The organism is Burkholderia sp. Ax-1719 (genome assembly GCF_011753055.1).
Taxonomy (GTDB): domain Bacteria; phylum Pseudomonadota; class Gammaproteobacteria; order Burkholderiales; family Burkholderiaceae; genus Paraburkholderia.
Map to the genome: position 1 here is coordinate 112,714 of NZ_VWWJ01000013.1, position 18,416 is coordinate 131,129.

The following is an 18,416-nucleotide window of genomic DNA, read 5'->3' on the forward strand; positions in this document are numbered from 1 at the left end:
GCGGGCAGGTTGAAAGGCATCGCGGCACGACGGCGGCACAACAAATATCGACACGCAGACAAAGCGTTTGGAGACGCGCAATGAAAACGAAACTCGCGATGAAGAAGTGGTCGGTGACAGCGCTCAATGCCGGACTCGCAGCGGCCTTGATGAGCATGGCGGGCGTGGCCGCCGCGCAGGTGAAGATCGGCGTGACGCTGTCGGCGACGGGGCCGGCGGCGTCGCTCGGCATTCCGGAGAAGAACACCATTGCGCTGCTGCCCAAGGAGATCGGCGGCAAGAGCGTGCAGTACATCGTGCTCGACGACGCTTCGGATACCAGCAAGGCGGTGCAGAACACCCACAAGCTGATCGACGAGGATCATGTCGATGCGATCATCGGGTCGTCGGTGACGCCGAACTCGCTGGCGATGCTCGACGTGGTCGCGCAGGGCAAGACGCCGATGATCTCGCTCGCGGCGTCGGCGGCCATCGTGCAGCCGGTCGACGACAAGCGCAAATGGGCGTTCAAGCCGCCGCAAAACGACAGCCTGATGGCCGACGCAATCGCGGGCTATATGGAAAAGCACGGCGTGAAAACGGTGGGTTTCATCGGTTTCACGGATGCCTACGGCGACAGCTGGCTGCGCGAGTTCACGGCGGCGGCCGCGAAGCACAACCTCAAGATCGTCGCGAACGAGCGCTATAACCGCACCGATTCTTCGGTGACGGGGCAGGCGCTCAAGCTGATGTCGGCGAATCCGGATGCGGTGCTGATCGCGGGCTCCGGCACGCCGTCGGCGCTGCCCGCGACCACGCTCAAGGATCGCGGCTACAAGGGCAAGATCTATCAGACGCACGGCGTCGCCAACAACGATTTCCTGCGCGTGTGCGGCAAGGACTGCGAGGGCGAACTGCTGCCCGCCGGCCCGATTCTCGTCGCCGATCAATTACCCGATTCGAACCCGGTGAAGAAGTCGGCGCTCGCCTATAAGGCGGCCTACGAGAAAGCGTACGGCGCGGGCACGGTGGCGACCTTTGGCGGCCATGCCTGGGACGCCGGCCAGATGCTCCAGCGCGCAATTCCGGCTGCGCTCAAGACCGCGCAACCGGGCACCGAAGCGTTCCGCGTGGCACTGCGCGACGCGCTCGAAAACATCAAGGATCTGCCGGTGTCGCACGGCATCATGAACACGTCGCCGACCGATCACAACGGTCTGGATGACCGCGCGCGCGTGATCGTGGAAGTCGTCAACGGCAAGTGGAAGCTGCAGGGCGACTGAGCCGCGCTGCGTTCCCATCGGTCGTCTTGTCTCATGTCTCTTTAGCGGCGCGGCCTGCCTGGCTGCGCCGCGCGCTTTCCCGCAAGTCGTTGCATCGTCCCGCATCGCTCCCAACGTCGTTCTGACGTGGCTGGTTTCACGTGTCTCAGTAAAGAGGGGTTATGGATTTATCGATCGCCGCGATCCTCGCGCAGGACGGCATCACCACCGGAGCGATTTACGCGCTGCTTGCGCTCGCGCTGGTGCTGGTGTTTTCCGTCACGCGCGTGATCTTCATTCCGCAGGGCGAATTCGTCTCGTATGGCGCTTTGACGCTCGCCGCGCTGCAATCGCAGAAGTTTCCCGCCACCTGCTGGCTGCTCGTGGCGCTGGGCGCGGCGTGCTTTATCGTCGAGACGGCCGGCCTCGTGCGTCACGCCGAGCGCCGCCGTCATGCGGCGCGCACGCTCGTCACGCTCGCGGGCAAATACCTGCTGTTTCCCATCGCGCTCTATGCGCTCACGCGTGGCGTGGCCGGGCAGCCGTTGCCGATGCTCGCGCAGATCGCGCTCACGCTCGCCATCGTCGTGCCGATGGGGCCGTTCATCTATCGGCTGGCCTACGAGCCGATCGCCGAGGCCACCACGCTGCTGTTGCTGATCGTGGCGGTGGCGGTGCACTTCGCGATGGTGGGCCTGGGGCTCGTGATGTTCGGCGCGGAAGGCTCTCGCACCAATGCGTTCTCGGATGCCACGTTCACTATCGGCGCGCTGTCGATCTCGGGGCAAAGTCTCTGGGTGATCGGCACGGCGGTGGTGTTGATCGTCGCGCTGTACTTCTACTTTGATCGCACGATTTCCGGCAAGGCGTTGCGCGCGACTTCGGTGAACCGGCTGGGCGCGCGGCTCGTCGGCATCGGCACGACGCAGGCCGGGCGGCTGGCGTTCACGCTCGCGGCGGGGCTGGGTGCGCTGTGCGGCGTGCTGGTCGCGCCGCTCACAACCATCTACTACGACTCGGGTTTCCTGATCGGCCTGAAGGGCTTCGTGGGCGCGATCATCGGCGGCCTGGTGAGCTATCCGCTGGCTGCGGCGGGCTCCGTGCTGGTGGGGCTGCTGGAGTCGTACTCGTCGTTCTGGGCGAGTTCATACAAGGAAGTGATCGTGTTCACGCTGATCATTCCCGTGCTGCTGTGGCGCAGTCTGTCCACGCCGCACGCCGAAGAGGAAGAGGAGTGATGCGATGAAACGACTCGTCCTGCATAACCGGTTCTTCTGGCTGTTCCTCGTGGTGATGTTCGCGCTGCCGGTGTTGCCCGGCGTCGTGCGCGTGCCCGAGTACTGGATCACGCTGCTCAACTACATCGGACTCTATTCGATCGTCGCCATCGGCCTCGTGCTGCTCACGGGTATCGGTGGGATGACGAGCTTCGGGCAGGCCGCCTTCGTCGGTCTGGGCGCCTACGCGACGGCGTATCTGACGACGCAGTATGGCGTCTCGCCGTGGCTTGCGCTGATCGTCGGCGTGGTGATTACGGCGCTGGTTGCCCTCGTGCTGGGGCTGGTGACGATGCGGCTTTCCGGCCACTTTCTGCCGCTCGGCACGATCGCCTGGGGGCTCGCACTGTTCTTCCTGTTCGGCAATCTGGACATGCTCGGCAAGTACGACGGCATCAACGGCATTCCGGTGCTCAACGTGCTGGGCGTCGAGCTGGAGTCCGGGCGGCACATTTATTACCTGATCTGGGTGGTGGTGCTGGCGTCGGTGATCTCCGTACAGAACCTGCTCAACAGCCGCACGGGCCGCGCGATTCGCGCACTGCGCGGTGGCGGCTTGATGGCCGAAGCGATGGGCGTCAACACGGCCTGGATGCGCGTGGTGATCTTCGTCTACGCGGCGGTCCTGGCGGCGGTCTCGGGCTTTCTCTACGCGCACTTGCAGCGCGCGGTGAATCCGACGCCGTTCGGCCTGAATCACGGCATCGAGTATCTGTTCATGGCTGTGGTGGGCGGCGTTGCGCACGTCTGGGGCGCGGTGCTGGGCGCGGCGATCCTCACGGTGCTGCAGGACTGGCTGCAGACGCTGCTGCCCAAGCTGCTGGGCGAAAACGGCAACTTCGAAATCATCGTCTTCGGCATTCTGATGGTGCTGCTGCTCCAGTACGCGCGCCGCGGTGTCTGGCCGTTCGTCGCGCGCTTCTTCCCTCGTGGTCCGCAGGCGCATGTGCCCGAGCATGCGGAGCCTTTGCCGCAACGCAGCAAGCCGGTGGCGGGCGAGTTGCTGCTGAGCGTCGACAAGGCGCGCAAGACGTTTGGCGGTCTGGTCGCCGTCAACGACGTGAGCTTCGAGGTGAAGGCCGGGCAGATCATCGGCCTGATCGGGCCGAACGGCGCGGGCAAGTCGACGACGTTTAACCTGGTGACCGGCGTGCTCCAGCCGACTAGCGGTGCGATTACCTTCCGTGGCGCGCGCATCGACAAGCTCACTTCACGTGAAATCGTCGCGCGCGGCATCGGTCGCACGTTCCAGCACGTCAAGCTGCTGCCGACGATGACGGTGCTGGAGAACGTAGCGATCGGCGCGCATCTGCGCGGGCATTCGGGCGTGCTGCGCAGCGTCGTCAAGCTCAACACGGCGGAAGAGGGCAGGCTGATGAGCGAGGCGGCGAGGCAACTTCGGCGCGTTGGCCTTGAGCAGCATATGTATGAGGAAGCGGGCAGCCTGGCGCTGGGGCAGCAGCGGATTCTGGAAATCGCCCGCGCGCTGTGTTGCGATCCGACCCTGCTGCTGCTGGACGAACCGGCGGCGGGGCTGCGATATCAGGAGAAGCAACAACTGGCCGCTTTGCTGCGCAAGCTAAGAGAAGAGGGGATGAGTGTGCTGCTGGTCGAACACGATATGGACTTCGTGATGAATCTCACCGATCGCCTGGTCGTGATGGAGTTCGGCACGCGCATTGCCGAAGGTCTGCCGCAGGAGGTGCAGCAAGACCCGGCTGTGCTGGAAGCGTATCTGGGCGGGGTGGAATGATGAGCGAAATGGTCAAAGCGCCCATTCTCGAAGTTTCCGGCCTCGCGGTGCGCTACGGCAAGATCGAGGCGCTGCATAAGGCGTCGATCAAGGTAGGGGCGGGGCAGATCGTCTCCGTGATCGGGCCGAACGGAGCGGGCAAGTCCACGTTGCTCAACGCCATCATGGGTGCGCTGCCTGTGACGGGGCACGCGAGCGGGCGCATCGCTTATCTTGGCGACGAAGTGGGCGCCTTGCCGATCGAGCGTCGGGTGGCGCGCGGCATGTGTCTGGTACCGGAGAAGCGCGAGCTGTTTGCCTCCATGACGGTCGAAGACAATCTCGTGCTTGGTGCGTACCGGCGCAAGCGGGCAGGGGAGCGCAGCTTTCTCGATCAACTCGATCACGTGTTCGCGCTTTTCCCCCGTCTCAAAGAGCGGCGCGCCCAGGCGGCGGGCACGCTCTCAGGTGGCGAGCGCCAGATGCTCGCAGTTGGGCGAGCGCTCATGGGTAAGCCCGATCTGCTGATGCTCGATGAGCCTAGCCTTGGCCTGGCACCGCTGATCGTGAAAGAGATTTTTCACATCATCAGCGCGCTTCGGCAAACGGGCGTGGCGACGCTCTTGATCGAGCAGAACGCGCGCGCGGCGCTGCAGATTTCCGATTACGGTTACGTGCTGGAGACGGGCGATCTGGCGCTGGAAGGTCCGGCGGCTGAACTGGCGCAGAACCCGCGCGTCATTGAGACCTACCTCGGATTGGCGAAGAAGCCGGTCTAGTTCTCGTCAGGCTCTCCAGAAATCGGCGGCGTGTTTCACGTGAAACACGCCGCTTTTTCTTTCTGGTGCGATTAAACCTTCAACGGGCCTGATCGGTCCAAAACCCGAAACCGTTATAATTCGACCATTCCACTTTTTTCAGAGAAGGCTCACGCGGTCTATTCGTCCGTGCGTGAGGTTCCGGCCATGCTTTTTCCCACAGAGTTTGACGTAATCGTCGTCGGCGGCGGTCACGCCGGCACCGAGGCCGCGCTAGCCGCGGCCCGTATGGGCGTGAAGACGCTCCTGCTCACGCACAACATCGAAACGCTCGGTCAGATGAGCTGCAATCCGTCCATCGGCGGCATTGGCAAAGGCCATCTGGTCAAGGAAGTCGATGCGCTCGGCGGCGCAATGGCCGCAGCGACGGACGAGGGCGGCATCCAGTTCCGCATTCTCAATTCGTCCAAAGGCCCGGCGGTGCGCGCGACGCGTGCCCAGGCTGACCGGATTCTCTACAAGGCTGCGATCCGTCGCCGTCTCGAAAACCAGCCGAACCTCTGGCTGTTCCAGCAGGCCGTCGAAGACCTGATGGTCGAAGGCGATCGCGTGGTTGGCGCGGTGACGCAGGTTGGTCTGCGCTTCCGCGCGCGCGCCGTGGTGCTGACGGCGGGGACTTTCCTCGACGGCAAGATCCACGTGGGCCTGAACAACTACACGGGCGGTCGTGCGGGCGATCCGGCGGCTGTCACGCTGTCCGCACGTCTGAAGGAACTGAAGCTGCCGCAAGGCCGCCTCAAGACCGGCACGCCGCCGCGTATCGACGGCCGCACGATCGACTTCTCGGTGCTCGAAGAGCAGCCGGGCGATCTCGATCCGGTGCCGGTGTTCTCGTTCCTGGGTCGTGCCGAGCAGCATCCGCAACAGATTCCGTGCTGGGTTACGCACACCAACGAGCGCACGCACGACATCATCCGCGGCGGTCTGGATCGTTCGCCGATGTACACGGGCGTGATCGAAGGGGTAGGGCCGCGCTACTGCCCGTCGATTGAAGACAAGATTCATCGCTTCGCGTCGAAGGAATCGCATCAGATTTTTCTGGAGCCGGAAGGCCTGACGACCAACGAGTTTTACCCGAACGGGATCTCGACGAGTCTGCCGTTCGACGTGCAACTGGAGCTCGTGCATTCGATGCGCGGTCTTGAGCACGCTCACATCCTGCGTCCTGGCTATGCAATCGAGTACGACTACTTCGATCCGCGCGGCCTGAAGGCATCGCTGGAAACCAAGGTCATCAATGGCCTGTTTTTTGCGGGCCAGATCAACGGCACGACGGGTTACGAAGAGGCTGCTGCGCAAGGTCTGCTCGCCGGTATCAATGCCGGTCTGCAAGTGCAGGGTAAGGATGCATGGTGCCCGCGCCGCGACCAGGCATACCTTGGCGTGCTGGTCGACGATCTCGTAACGCGTGGTGTGTCCGAGCCGTATCGCATGTTCACGAGCCGTGCCGAGTATCGCCTGAGCCTGCGCGAAGACAATGCCGATATGCGTCTGACGGAAATCGGGCGCGAACTCGGTGTTGTGGATGATGAGCGCTGGGACGCTTTCAGCCGCAAACGCGACGCTGTTTCACGTGAAACCGAACGCTTGAAGTCGACGTGGGTGAACCCGAAGACGCTGGGCGCAGAAGAAGCGACGGCCCTGCTGGGCAAGCCGATCGACCGCGAATACAACCTTGCGGATCTGCTGCGTCGTCCGGGCGTGAGCTACGACGGTGTGGTGGGTCTGCGCGAAGGCGCATGCGCACCTGAAGCCCCGCTCGCCGACGATCAAGTTTTGCTCGACCAGATCAAGGAGCAGATCGAGATCGGCATCAAATATCAGGGCTATATCGACCGTCAGGCCGATGAGATCGAGCGCAACGGCGCGCATGAAAATACGCGTCTGCCGGAAGGGATCGACTACAAGGAAGTGCGTGGCCTGTCGTTCGAGGCTTGCCAGAAGCTGACTCAGCATCGCCCGGAAACGATCGGTCAGGCGTCGCGTATCTCGGGCATCACGCCCGCGGCGATCTCGCTGCTGATGGTGCACCTGAAGCGCGGTCTTGGCCGTCGCCGTCAGAACCCGGCCGACGCCGCTGCGAATGCCGCAGCAGCAGACAACAAACCGGTGGCTCAATGACGGCGCGCTCACGGCAACCCGGTATCGCTGACCGAGACGCGCTCGCGCAGATGTTGACGGAGGGCGCCGATGCGCTCTCTCTCGACCTGAATGAGCGTCAACACCAACAACTGCTGGACTACGTTGCGCTGCTGGTGAAATGGAACGCTGTCTATAACCTGACGGCGATTCGCGATCCGCGCCAGATGCTGATCCAGCACATCCTCGATTCGCTTTCGATCCTGCCGCATCTGCCTTCACGTGAAAACGCGACGGTGCTGGATGTGGGATCGGGTGGCGGCTTGCCCGGCATCGTGCTGGCGATTGCGCGTCCGGACTGGCATGTGACGCTGAACGACATCGTGCAGAAGAAGTCGGCGTTCCAGTCGCAGGCCAAGGCCGAACTGGGGCTCACGAATCTGGCGGTGGTGACGGGCCGGGTGGAATCGCTGCGCCCGGGCGTCGAAGTGCCGAAAAAATTCGACTTGATCGTCTCGCGGGCATTCGCGGAACTCACCGATTTCGTTACACTGGCCCGTCATCTCGTCGCGGACGATGGCGCGATCTGGGCCATGAAGGGCGTACGCCCGGATGGCGAAATCGAGCGTCTGCCCGAGGGGGCGCGTGCGGTCAAAACGATTCGTCTCGCGGTGCCGATGCTCGATGCAGAGCGCCACCTCAGCGAAGTATTGGTCGAACCGCTGCCGCAAGCCTGATTGCGGCAGCGCCAAAACGGCAGCACAGCAACATTGGCCGAAAGGCCGAATAGCGCGACCGGTCTGGTCGCGCTAACGTAAGCAAACTTTCAAGGCAGTAAAAGGGACACACACAAGATGGCAAAAATCTTCTGCGTTGCGAACCAGAAGGGCGGCGTCGGCAAGACGACGACAACGGTCAATCTCGCCGCGAGCCTCGCATCGCAGGGACAGCGTGTCCTTCTCATCGATCTCGACCCGCAGGGCAATGCCACGATGGGCAGCGGCATCGACAAGGCCGCCTGCGAGTACACCGTGTATGAAGTGCTCGTCGATGGCATCTCGGTGCCCGATGCGCGCACGAGCCCGGAGCATGTCGGTTACGACGTGTTGCCCGCCAATCGCGAACTGGCCGGCGCCGAAGTGGAGCTGGTGTCGGTCGATCAGCGCGAACGTCGTTTGAAGAATGCGCTGGCCCAGGTGGACGATCAGTACGACTTCGTCCTGATCGACTGTCCGCCCGCACTGTCGCTGCTCACGCTTAACGGCTTGTGCGCGGCGCATGGCGTGGTGATTCCGATGCAGTGCGAGTACTTCGCGCTCGAAGGTCTGTCGGACCTCGTCAACACGATCAAGCAGGTGCACGCGAACATGAATCGCGACCTGAAGGTTATCGGTCTGCTGCGCGTGATGTTTGATCCGCGCATCACGCTGCAACAGCAGGTGTCGGAGCAACTCAAGGAACACTTCGGCGACAAGGTGTTCGACGCGGTGATCCCGCGCAATGTGCGTCTCGCGGAGGCACCCAGCTACGGCTTGCCGGGCGTGGTGTTCGATCGTGCATCGCGCGGTGCGCAGGCCTACGTGCAGTTCGGCGCGGAAATGATCGAGCGCGTGCGTTCGATCTGACTCAGACTGGGGAAGCACGATGAACGCAGTAGCACGTAAAAAAGGATTGGGCCGAGGACTCGAGGCATTGCTCGGCGGCAGCGCGGACATCACCGAAGCGGTGAAGATCGAAGGCGCACCCAACACGCTCCCGCTCACGCAGATGCAGGCAGGCAAGTACCAGCCGCGTACGCGCATGGACGAAGGCGCGCTTCAGGAACTGGCCGCGAGCATCCGCGCGCAGGGCCTGATGCAGCCGATCCTCGTGCGTCCGATTGGTCCGGAGCGTTACGAGATCATTGCTGGTGAACGACGTTTCCGCGCCGCGAATATCGCGGGCCTGACGGAAGTGCCGGTGCTCGTGAAGGATGTGCCCGATCAGGCCGCCGCCGCGATGGCGCTGATCGAGAACATTCAGCGCGAAGATCTGAATCCGCTCGAAGAGGCGCAGGGTATCCAGCGTCTGCTCGACGAATTCAATTTCACGCACGAACAGGCAGCGGAGTCGGTGGGGCGCTCGCGCAGCGCGGTGTCGAACCTGCTGCGCCTGCTGAACCTGGCAATGCCGGTGCAGACGATGTTGCTCGCGGGCGATCTCGATATGGGCCACGCGCGCGCGCTGCTCGCCGTGGATGCCGCCACGCAGATCCAGCTCGCGCATCAGGTGGTCAATCGTCGCCTGTCGGTGCGTGAAACGGAAAAACTCGTTGCGGCCACAACCAAGGCCGTACCCGCGGTCAAGGCCAAGGCTGCGCAGGATGGCGGCCGCGACACGCGTCGTCTCGAAGAAGAGTTGTCTGACCTCCTGGCCGCCACGGTCAAGATCAAGGTGGGGCGCCGTGGGCGAGGGCAGTTGACCGTCGATTTCGGCGACCTCGATTCGCTCGAAGGTATCTTGCTGCGTCTGCGCGGCGAAACCGCTGTCTGACGCGCTACGCGCGCCCGATGCGAGAACCCGATGCCGCGAAGCGCGGCGCCATGAACGTAACGCCGAACCTGCTGCAGCGGGTCGGCGCGTTCATGCGTGGTGAACCGGTGCTGACGATTCTCATCGTCGCACTGGGGTTGCTGCAGATCTTCGCGCCGCAGCCGTGGTCGAAGCTGCCCGCCCTGGTCGACTGGCAAACGGTGATGACGCTCGCCGGTTTGCTGATTCTCACCAAGGCGCTCGAATATTCAGGATTCCTCACCTGGACGGCACACCGGCTGGTTCACCGGATTCACTCGGAACGCGCGCTGGCTTTCCTGCTGATTGCGCTCGCCGCCGCGCTCTCGACGATCTTGACCAACGACGTCGCGCTTTTCGTCGTGGTGCCGCTGGTGCTCTCGTTGCACAAACTCACGCCGCTGCCGCTCAAGCGGCTCATCATCATGATCGCGCTGGCCGTGAATGCCGGCTCGGTCCTCACGCCGCTCGGCAATCCGCAGAACCTGTTTCTCTGGCAATTGAGCGGCGCATCGTTTGGCCGCTTCATCGCTGCGCTCGCGCCGCTGTGCGCATTGCTGATGGCGATGCTGTTCGTGCTGGCCGCGTTCATGTTCAAGCCGCAGCAACTCGACCTCAGCAAAGATGCTGAGGAACATGACGTCGATCGCGCGCTGGCCGGCGTCGCCGCCGTGTTGTTCATCGGTTTCGTGCTGCTCGCCGATGCGCATCGCGCCGGCATCGCATTGGCCGGAGTAGGGGCGGGATCTTTGCTGTGGCGCGCGCGCATCGTTTTGAAGATCGACTGGCTGCTTTTGTTGATCTTCGTTCTGATGTTCGTCGTTTTACGGAGTGCCGCCGCGCTGCCCTGGATCCATCACGCGCTCGCCGATCTCGCGTTGCAGACGTCCATGCGCGCTTATGTCGCAGGGGCGGTGCTCTCGCAAGCCATCAGTAATGTACCGGCCGCAATCGTGCTCGCGGGCTTTACGCACGACTGGCGCGCGCTCGCATTCGGCGTGAGTGTGGGGGGCTTTGGCGTGGCGATCGGCTCACTGGCGAACCTGATTGCCGTGCGCCTGTCGGGCGAGCGCGGCGTGTGGCTGCCGTTTCATCTCGTCTCCATACCGTTCTGGTTAATTGCGGTATTGGGTGGCGCAACTTTGTTGTATTTTTTCTGACGGAAATGCGACAAGGCGGCGACATAAGCGCCGTTCCACGGTAAAATCGCGCCCCGTTTTGCCTGGCTCTCCTGAGTGCAGGATGCGCGCAGGACACTGCCTTACAGTTCCCGTTACCCCGGGAGTAATGGCGTGTTTTCCGCATCATGAAGTAGCATTCCACAGGTGTTATTGAGCGGGCTAAAGTCTTGAATTGGCTGCAACTATCGCTTACAATCGCCCGGATTTATTTGGTTGGCGATGCTGTAAGCACGTTGCAAGAAAGCACGCGCAAGGCAAATATCCGGAATCAAACGATGGTGGGTCAGAGGCCAGACGAAGCGCCGCAGGCGCATGGTGGGCCCGAAGGTCCGCACGACATGAACGAAGCATCCCGCCGGGGGCAGGATGTGAAACCGGATGCAGCAAAGCCCGCTGTGCATGTGGCCACTGACCACAACGCAGAGTGGGACGCCGATCAGCAAGATAACAACGACATCGTTCCGCTCACCCGGGCCGAAGCCGAACAGATCTTCGGCGCACAGGTGAGTCGCCCCTCCCGCGTCACACCTTTTCGTGTCGTGGCGGCGCAAGTAGTTTTGTCCCTGGTTGCTACGCTGCTCTGGTGGCTGTTTTATAAGCCGCCGGGCGTGACCGCGCCGGATGCCGTAGCACTATCGGCATTCCTGGGCGGAGCGATCTGCTGGATCCCTGGTGCGCTGTTCGCGGCGCGCCTCAAGCAGTTGAGCCGTGCAGCCACCGTGTTCAACTGGGTGCTCGGTGAAGCATTCAAGATGGGGGCGACGATAGCGATGTTCGTCGCCATCGCGTTCGGGTATCACGACGTGCAGTGGATTCCGCTGCTGGTCACGTACCTGATCGCACTGAAGACATACTGGATCGCGCTCGCGTTGCGCTGACCCACTGCCGACATCGCGCCGCCTGCTACGTAGCCAACGTAGAGGGCGTCGAGGCGATCGAAGCGGTGCACGGTTGGACTGCGCGTAGGCGACATATGCGGAGATAAGACTCACTCTGCAGCGGCGTGTTCCCGCAATACAGCATTGCGCGGGAACGGCCGGAACCGATTTTCGACAATTTGGGTGGCTTTTAACGATATGGCAGCTAGCGAAGGCACGCGCGCTCTGGATCCGTCAGAGTACATTGCGCACCACTTGCAGAACTTTTCCACCTCGCATCAGACGTCGATCGTCGATTTCCACGTCTGGAACATCGACACGCTGTTCTGGTCGATTCTGTGTGGCCTCGTGACCATTTTCCTGCTGCGTCTCGCAGCGCGCTCGGCGACTCCCGGTGTTCCGGGCCGCTTCCAGTGCGCCGTCGAAATGCTGGTCGAAATGGTCGAAGACCAGTCGAAGTCCATCATCCATGGCAATCGCAAGTTCATCGCGCCGCTGGCCCTGACCGTGTTCGTCTGGGTCGCGCTGATGAACTGTCTCGACTTCATCCCTGTTGACCTGCCGGGCCGCGTGATCGGCTGGCTGGGTCTGTCCGAAGCACTGCCGCACCAGCGTATCGTCCCGACCGCCGACCTTAACGGCACGTTCGGCATCGCGCTCGGCGTGTTCGTGCTGATGATCTATTACAACCTCAAGATCAAGGGTCCCGGCGGCTTCGCGCACGAGCTGCTGTCGGCTCCGTTCGGTTCGCATCCGCTGCTGTGGATCCCGAACCTTGCACTCAACATCATCGAGTTCGTCGCCAAGACGGTTTCGCTCGCCCTGCGGTTGTTCGGCAACATGTATGCAGGCGAACTGCTGTTCCTGCTGATCGCCCTGCTGGGCAGTCTCTGGACCTTCGGTGCGGACACGACGGTGCTTGGCTTCATCGGCCATGTGATTGCGGGCAGCGTGTGGGCGATCTTCCACATCCTGATCGTTCTGCTGCAGGCGTTCATTTTCATGATGCTGACGCTGGTGTACATCGGCCAGGCACACGACAGCCACTAAGCGGCGGTCGTACCCAGAATTGCAGTTTTAAGTTTTAAATCCCCAGTTCCAGAAAATCTCACAAAGGAGTGATCATGCAAGCTTTCATCGCCAACATCCAGGGTTTCACGGCCATCGGTATCGGCATCATCATCGGCCTGGGTGCAATCGGCGCCTGTATCGGTATCGGCCTGATGGGCGGCAAGTACATCGAAGCCTGCGCACGTCAGCCTGAACTGATGAACCCGCTGCAGACGAAGATGTTCCTGCTGGCTGGTCTGATCGATGCAGCGTTCCTGATCGGTGTTGGTGTTGCAATGCTGTTCGCGTTCGCGAACCCGCTGCTGTCGAAGCTCGCCGCGGTCGCGGGCTAAGTTCCCTGGAAGGTTGCGCCTGATCTATAACGGAATGGGCGCAGAGCGGAACGGGTGACGAGGCGCTGATCGAGTTTCACAACCGATGAGCGCCTTGCCGTTTCAATTCCCCGGAATAGCTGATTAAGGAAACACCGTGAATCTCAACGCAACCCTGTTTGCGCAAATGGTCGTGTTCCTGATCCTCGCGTGGTTCACGATGAAGTTCGTGTGGCCGCCGTTGATCAACGCCCTCGACGAGCGCTCGAAGAAGATCGCTGACGGCCTCGCGGCTGCTGAAAAGGGTAAGCAGGAACTCGAAGCGGCACACAAGCGCGTGGGCGAAGAACTCGCCTCGGCCCGTAACGAGGGCCAGAGCCGTATCGCCGACGCTGAAAAGCGTGCGCTCGCTGTCGCAGAAGAAATCAAGGCCCAGGCACAAGCCGAAGCGGCCCGCATCGTCGCTACGGCGAAGGCGGACGCAGAGCAGCAGGTGGTCAAGGCACGCGAAGCACTGCGCGCTGAAGTCGCCGCCCTCGCCGTGCAAGGCGCTGAACAGATCCTGAAGCGCGAAGTCGATCAGTCGGCCCATGCCGAACTGCTGAATCAACTGAAAGCCGAGCTCTGATCATGGCCGAACTTGCAACCATCGCCCGCCCGTACGCAGAAGCCCTCTTTGGCGTGGCCGAAGCTGGCGACCTCGCCGCCTGGTCCACGCTCGTTACGGAGCTGGCACAGGTTGCGGCCGTGCCCGAGGTGCTGTCGGTCGCGTCGAGCCCGAAAGTCAGCCCTACCCAGGTCGTCGAGCTGCTGCTCGCGGCGGTGAAGTCCCCGCTCAAGGATTCGGCCGAGGCGAAGAACCTCGTGCAGATGCTGGTCGCGAATCACCGTCTGGAACTGCTGCCGGAAATCCACACGCAGTTCGAAGCGCTCAAGAACGCCAAGGCCGGTGCAGCTGACGCGCTGATCGTCAGCGCGTTCCCGCTCGAAGGCCCGCAACTGGACGAACTCGTCGCCAGCCTCGAACGCAAGTTCAAATGCAAGCTGAAGCCGACCGTCGAGATCGACAAGTCGCTCATCGGCGGCGTGCGCGTCACGGTCGGCGACGAAGTGCTCGATACCTCGGTCCGCGCGCGGCTCGCCAGCATGCAGGCGGCTCTGACCGCCTGAACGCCTCGATCCATACGATCGGGCGTGGCGGCTGGCACGCAACAGAATTGAACATCAGGAGCGAATAATGCAACTCAATCCCTCTGAGATCAGCGAGCTGATCAAGAGCCGGATCCAGGGCCTTGAAGCGAGCGCGGACGTTCGCAACCAGGGCACCGTGATCTCCGTGACCGACGGCATCGTGCGCATCCACGGCCTGTCGGACGTGATGCAAGGCGAAATGCTCGAATTCCCGGGCAACACCTTCGGTCTCGCGCTGAACCTCGAGCGTGACTCGGTCGGCGCCGTGATTCTCGGTGAATACGAACACATTTCGGAAGGCGACATCGTCAAGACGACGGGCCGCATTCTGGAAGTCCCGGTTGGTCCGGAACTGATCGGCCGCGTGGTCGATCCGCTCGGCAACCCGATCGACGGCAAGGGTCCCGTCAACGCCAAGCTGACCGACGCGATCGAAAAGATCGCTCCGGGCGTGATCTGGCGTGAAGGCGTCTCGCAGCCGGTGCAAACCGGTCTGAAGTCGATCGACGCAATGGTGCCGATTGGCCGTGGCCAGCGTGAGCTGATCATCGGCGACCGTCAGTGCGGCAAGACCGCAGTGGCCGTCGACACGATCATCAACCAGAAGGGCAAGGATCTGATCTGTATCTACGTCGCCATCGGTCAGAAGGCTTCGTCGATCCAGAACGTGCTGCGCAAGCTCGAAGAAACGGGCGCGATCGAGTACACGATCGTGGTCGCCGCTTCGGCTTCGGAATCGGCTGCGCTGCAGTACCTCGCACCGTACGCCGGCTGCACGATGGGCGAATACTTCCGCGATCGCGGTCAAGACGCCCTGATCATTTATGACGATTTGACCAAGCAAGCCTGGGCATACCGTCAGATCTCGCTGCTGCTGCGCCGCCCGCCGGGCCGCGAAGCTTACCCCGGCGACGTGTTCTATCTCCACTCGCGTCTGCTCGAGCGCGCTGCGCGCGTGTCGGCTGACTACGTCGAGAAGTTCACGAACGGTGAAGTCAAGGGCAAGACGGGTTCGCTGACGGCACTGCCGATCATCGAAACGCAAGCTGGCGACGTGACCGCATTCGTTCCGACGAACGTGATCTCGATTACCGACGGCCAGATCTTCCTGGAAACCGACCTGTTCAACGCAGGCATCCGCCCGGCAATCAACGCCGGCGTGTCGGTGTCGCGTGTTGGCGGTGCGGCTCAAACGAAGGTCGTGAAGAAGCTGTCGGGCGGTATCCGTACCGACCTCGCGCAGTACCGTGAACTGGCGGCATTCGCCCAGTTCGCATCGGACCTCGACGAAGCGACCCGCAAGCAGCTCGAGCGCGGCCGCCGCGTCACCGAACTGCTCAAGCAGCCCCAGTACCAGCCGCTGCAAGTCTGGGAACTGGCTGTGGCGCTGTTCTCGGCGAACAACGGCTACCTCGATGACATCGACGTCGCTCAAGTGCTGCCGTTCGAAAAGGGCCTGCGCGAATACCTGAAGTCGAAGCACGCCGACCTCGTCGCGCGCATCGAGGACAAGAAGGACCTTTCGAAGGACGACGAGAACGCGCTCCACGCGGCTCTCAAGGACTTCAAGAAGTCCGGCGCATACTGATCCGTCCGGGAATCAACTTAGATAAACGGACTGGGACCCGGGTGGGTGCAGCGCACTGACCCGGGTCGACAAAGGAGCAAGCAATGGCTGGAATGAAGGAAATTCGCGGCAAGATCAAGAGCGTGCAAAACACGCGCAAGATCACCAAGGCGATGGAAATGGTCGCGGCATCGAAGATGCGCCGTGCCCAGGAGCGCATGCGCGCTGCTCGCCCGTATGCCGATAAGGTCCGCGACATCGCTGCGCACATGAGCCGTGCGAACCCCGAGTATCGCCACCCGTTCATGGTGGAAAACAACGATGCGAAGGTCGCCGGCGTGATTCTCGTCACGACCGACAAGGGTCTGTGCGGCGGGATGAACACCAACGTGCTGCGCGCGACGCTGCAGAAGTTCAAGGATCTGGAAGCGTCCGGCAAGTCGATCGAAGCAACTGCGATCGGCACGAAGGGCCTCGGTTTCCTGAACCGTCTGCGCGCGAAGGTCGTCTCGAACGTCGTGCAGCTCGGCGACACGCCTCACCTCGAGAAACTGATCGGCGCCATCAAGGTGCAGCTCGACCAGTACTCGGAAGGCAAGATCTCCGCGGTCTACCTGGCGTACACCCGCTTCGTCAACACGATGAAGCAGGAGCCGGTGATCGAGCAGCTGCTGCCGCTGTCGAACGAGCGCCTGAACGGTGGCGAGGACGACGGTGCGACGCCGAAGTCGCAATGGGACTACATCTACGAGCCGGACGCGCAAACCGTCGTGGACGAACTGCTGGTCCGCTATGTCGAAGCACTGGTCTATCAGGCCGTGGCTGAAAACATGGCGTCGGAGCAGTCGGCCCGTATGGTCGCGATGAAGGCGGCGTCGGACAACGCGAAGACGGTCATCAACGAACTGCAGCTCTCGTACAACAAGAGCCGCCAGGCTGCGATTACGAAAGAACTTTCGGAAATCGTCAGCGGCGCAGCAGCCGTCTGATCGTCTGGGAACGCGAAGCGTACGCGCAACCGCGCCGGTGAATTCCGGTGGGCGAGTGAAGAATTCAGGTATCTAAAGGAAAATCGATGAGTACAACTGCTTTGGTAGAAGGCAAGATCGTACAGTGCATCGGCGCGGTGATCGACGTGGAATTCCCGCGTGAACACATGCCGAAGATCTACGACGCGCTGGTTCTCGATGGGTCGGAACTGACCCTGGAAGTGCAGCAGCAGCTCGGCGACGGCGTTGTCCGTACGATCTGTCTGGGTGCGTCCGACGGCCTGCGCCGCGGCACCGTGGTCAAGAACACGGGCAAGCCCATCAGCGTGCCGGTCGGCAAGCCGACGCTCGGCCGTATCATGGACGTGCTCGGCCGTCCGATCGACGAAGCCGGTCCGATCGTCAGCGAAACGACGCGCGCGATCCACCAGAAGGCTCCGGCGTTCGAAGATCTGTCCCCTTCGGCTGAACTGCTCGAAACCGGCATCAAGGTTATCGACCTGGTTTGCCCGTTCGCAAAGGGCGGTAAGGTTGGCCTGTTCGGCGGCGCCGGCGTGGGCAAGACCGTGAACATGATGGAACTCATCAACAACATCGCGAAGGAACACGGCGGTTACTCCGTGTTCGCCGGTGTGGGTGAGCGTACCCGCGAAGGGAACGACTTCTATCACGAAATGAAGGACTCGAACGTCCTGGACAAGGTTGCGCTGGTCTACGGCCAGATGAACGAGCCGCCGGGCAACCGTCTGCGCGTCGCGCTGACCGGTCTGACGATGGCTGAGCACTTCCGTGACGAAGGCCTCGACGTTCTGTTCTTCGTCGACAACATCTACCGTTTCACGCTGGCTGGCACGGAAGTGTCGGCACTGCTCGGCCGTATGCCGTCGGCAGTGGGCTATCAGCCGACGCTGGCTGAAGAAATGGGCAAGCTGCAAGAGCGCATCACGTCGACCAAGAAGGGCTCGATTACGTCGGTTCAGGCCGTGTACGTCCCTGCGGACGACTTGACCGACCCGTCGCCGGCTACGACCTTCGGCCACCTTGACGCAACCGTCGTTCTGTCGCGTGACATCGCTTCGCTGGGTATCTACCCGGCAGTCGATCCGCTCGACTCGACCTCGCGTCAGATCGACCCGAACGTCATTGGCGAAGAGCACTACTCGATCACGCGCCGCGTGCAGCAGACGCTCCAGCGCTACAAGGAACTGCGCGACATTATCGCGATTCTGGGCATGGACGAACTGTCGCCGGAAGACAAGCTGTCGGTCGCCCGCGCACGTAAGATCCAGCGTTTCCTGTCGCAGCCGTTCCACGTCGCGGAAGTCTTCACGGGCTCGCCGGGCAAGTACGTGCCGCTGAAGGAAACCATCCGCGGCTTCAAGATGATCGTCGATGGCGAATGCGATCACCTGCCGGAGCAAGCGTTCTACATGGTCGGCACGATCGACGAAGCCTTCGAAAAGGCCAAGAAGATCCAGTAAGGGTTAGTTGCCTAAGTGCGGACAAGTCCAGCGGGCTTGTTCGCCACCGC

Annotated in this window: 17 protein-coding genes; all 17 read left to right on the top strand. The window is 62.2% G+C overall.

The window, feature by feature from the left end; all coding sequences use genetic code 11:
• Positions 1-98 precede the first annotated feature (98 nt).
• The 17 genes from F3J17_RS22070 to atpD all read left to right on the top strand — a co-directional run bounded on the left by F3J17_RS22070 (position 99) and on the right by atpD (position 18,366).
• On the top strand, positions 99-1,262 hold the full coding sequence (locus F3J17_RS22070) for an ABC transporter substrate-binding protein (protein ID WP_240161114.1): 1,164 nt from the start codon (positions 99-101) through the stop codon (positions 1,260-1,262).
• A 161-nt stretch (positions 1,263-1,423) separates the two neighbouring features.
• Positions 1,424-2,479: a branched-chain amino acid ABC transporter permease gene (locus F3J17_RS22075; protein WP_167063693.1), complete on the top strand. Its 1,056-nt coding sequence runs from the start codon at positions 1,424-1,426 to the stop codon at positions 2,477-2,479.
• A gap of 4 nt (positions 2,480-2,483) precedes the next feature.
• Positions 2,484-4,271 carry a branched-chain amino acid ABC transporter ATP-binding protein/permease gene (locus tag F3J17_RS22080; RefSeq protein ID WP_167063696.1) on the top strand — a complete coding sequence of 596 codons (1,788 nt, stop codon included), beginning with the start codon at positions 2,484-2,486 and terminating at the stop codon, positions 4,269-4,271.
• Complete coding sequence (locus F3J17_RS22085; RefSeq protein WP_167063699.1) at positions 4,268-5,029, top strand: ABC transporter ATP-binding protein; 762 nt, start codon at positions 4,268-4,270, stop codon at positions 5,027-5,029. The genes F3J17_RS22080 and F3J17_RS22085 overlap by 4 nt, the downstream gene beginning before the upstream one ends.
• Positions 5,030-5,215: 186 nt before the next feature.
• Positions 5,216-7,189, top strand: coding sequence for a tRNA uridine-5-carboxymethylaminomethyl(34) synthesis enzyme MnmG (mnmG, locus tag F3J17_RS22090; RefSeq protein WP_167063702.1), 1,974 nt, complete (start codon positions 5,216-5,218; stop codon positions 7,187-7,189).
• Entirely contained in the window at positions 7,186-7,884 is a 699-nt protein-coding gene (gene rsmG, locus F3J17_RS22095; protein WP_167063705.1) for a 16S rRNA (guanine(527)-N(7))-methyltransferase RsmG, read from the top strand. Before mnmG ends, rsmG begins: the two co-directional genes overlap by 4 nt.
• Positions 7,885-8,001: 117 nt before the next feature.
• Positions 8,002-8,772 (top strand): ParA family protein, encoded by a 771-nt coding sequence (locus F3J17_RS22100; RefSeq protein WP_167063708.1) that lies wholly within the window; start codon positions 8,002-8,004, stop codon positions 8,770-8,772.
• Between the two features lie 19 nt (positions 8,773-8,791).
• Positions 8,792-9,679, top strand: a complete 888-nt coding sequence (locus F3J17_RS22105; RefSeq protein WP_167063711.1) for a ParB/RepB/Spo0J family partition protein — start codon at positions 8,792-8,794, stop codon at positions 9,677-9,679.
• A gap of 50 nt (positions 9,680-9,729) precedes the next feature.
• Entirely contained in the window at positions 9,730-10,857 is a 1,128-nt protein-coding gene (locus F3J17_RS22110) for an SLC13 family permease (protein WP_167063888.1), read from the top strand.
• A 359-nt stretch (positions 10,858-11,216) separates the two neighbouring features.
• Positions 11,217-11,756 (top strand): ATP synthase subunit I, encoded by a 540-nt coding sequence (locus F3J17_RS22115; RefSeq protein WP_167063714.1) that lies wholly within the window; start codon positions 11,217-11,219, stop codon positions 11,754-11,756.
• Between the two features lie 198 nt (positions 11,757-11,954).
• Positions 11,955-12,806: a F0F1 ATP synthase subunit A gene (gene atpB / locus F3J17_RS22120; RefSeq protein WP_167063717.1), complete on the top strand. Its 852-nt coding sequence runs from the start codon at positions 11,955-11,957 to the stop codon at positions 12,804-12,806.
• Between the two features lie 74 nt (positions 12,807-12,880).
• The gene (gene atpE / locus F3J17_RS22125; RefSeq protein WP_027815999.1) at positions 12,881-13,159 is read left to right on the top strand and encodes a F0F1 ATP synthase subunit C; all 279 of its coding nucleotides are present in this window, start codon (positions 12,881-12,883) and stop codon (positions 13,157-13,159) included.
• Between the two features lie 136 nt (positions 13,160-13,295).
• A complete protein-coding gene (locus F3J17_RS22130; RefSeq protein ID WP_167063719.1) occupies positions 13,296-13,766 on the top strand; it encodes a F0F1 ATP synthase subunit B in 471 nt (156 codons plus the stop codon).
• 2 nt (positions 13,767-13,768) lie between these two features.
• Complete coding sequence (locus tag F3J17_RS22135) at positions 13,769-14,308, top strand: F0F1 ATP synthase subunit delta (protein WP_167063722.1); 540 nt, start codon at positions 13,769-13,771, stop codon at positions 14,306-14,308.
• A gap of 67 nt (positions 14,309-14,375) precedes the next feature.
• Positions 14,376-15,917, top strand: a complete 1,542-nt coding sequence (gene atpA / locus F3J17_RS22140) for a F0F1 ATP synthase subunit alpha (protein ID WP_167063725.1) — start codon at positions 14,376-14,378, stop codon at positions 15,915-15,917.
• 83 nt (positions 15,918-16,000) lie between these two features.
• On the top strand, positions 16,001-16,885 hold the full coding sequence (gene atpG / locus F3J17_RS22145) for a F0F1 ATP synthase subunit gamma (RefSeq protein ID WP_167063727.1): 885 nt from the start codon (positions 16,001-16,003) through the stop codon (positions 16,883-16,885).
• Between the two features lie 86 nt (positions 16,886-16,971).
• Positions 16,972-18,366: a F0F1 ATP synthase subunit beta gene (atpD, locus tag F3J17_RS22150; RefSeq protein ID WP_167063730.1), complete on the top strand. Its 1,395-nt coding sequence runs from the start codon at positions 16,972-16,974 to the stop codon at positions 18,364-18,366.
• Positions 18,367-18,416 lie beyond the last annotated feature (50 nt).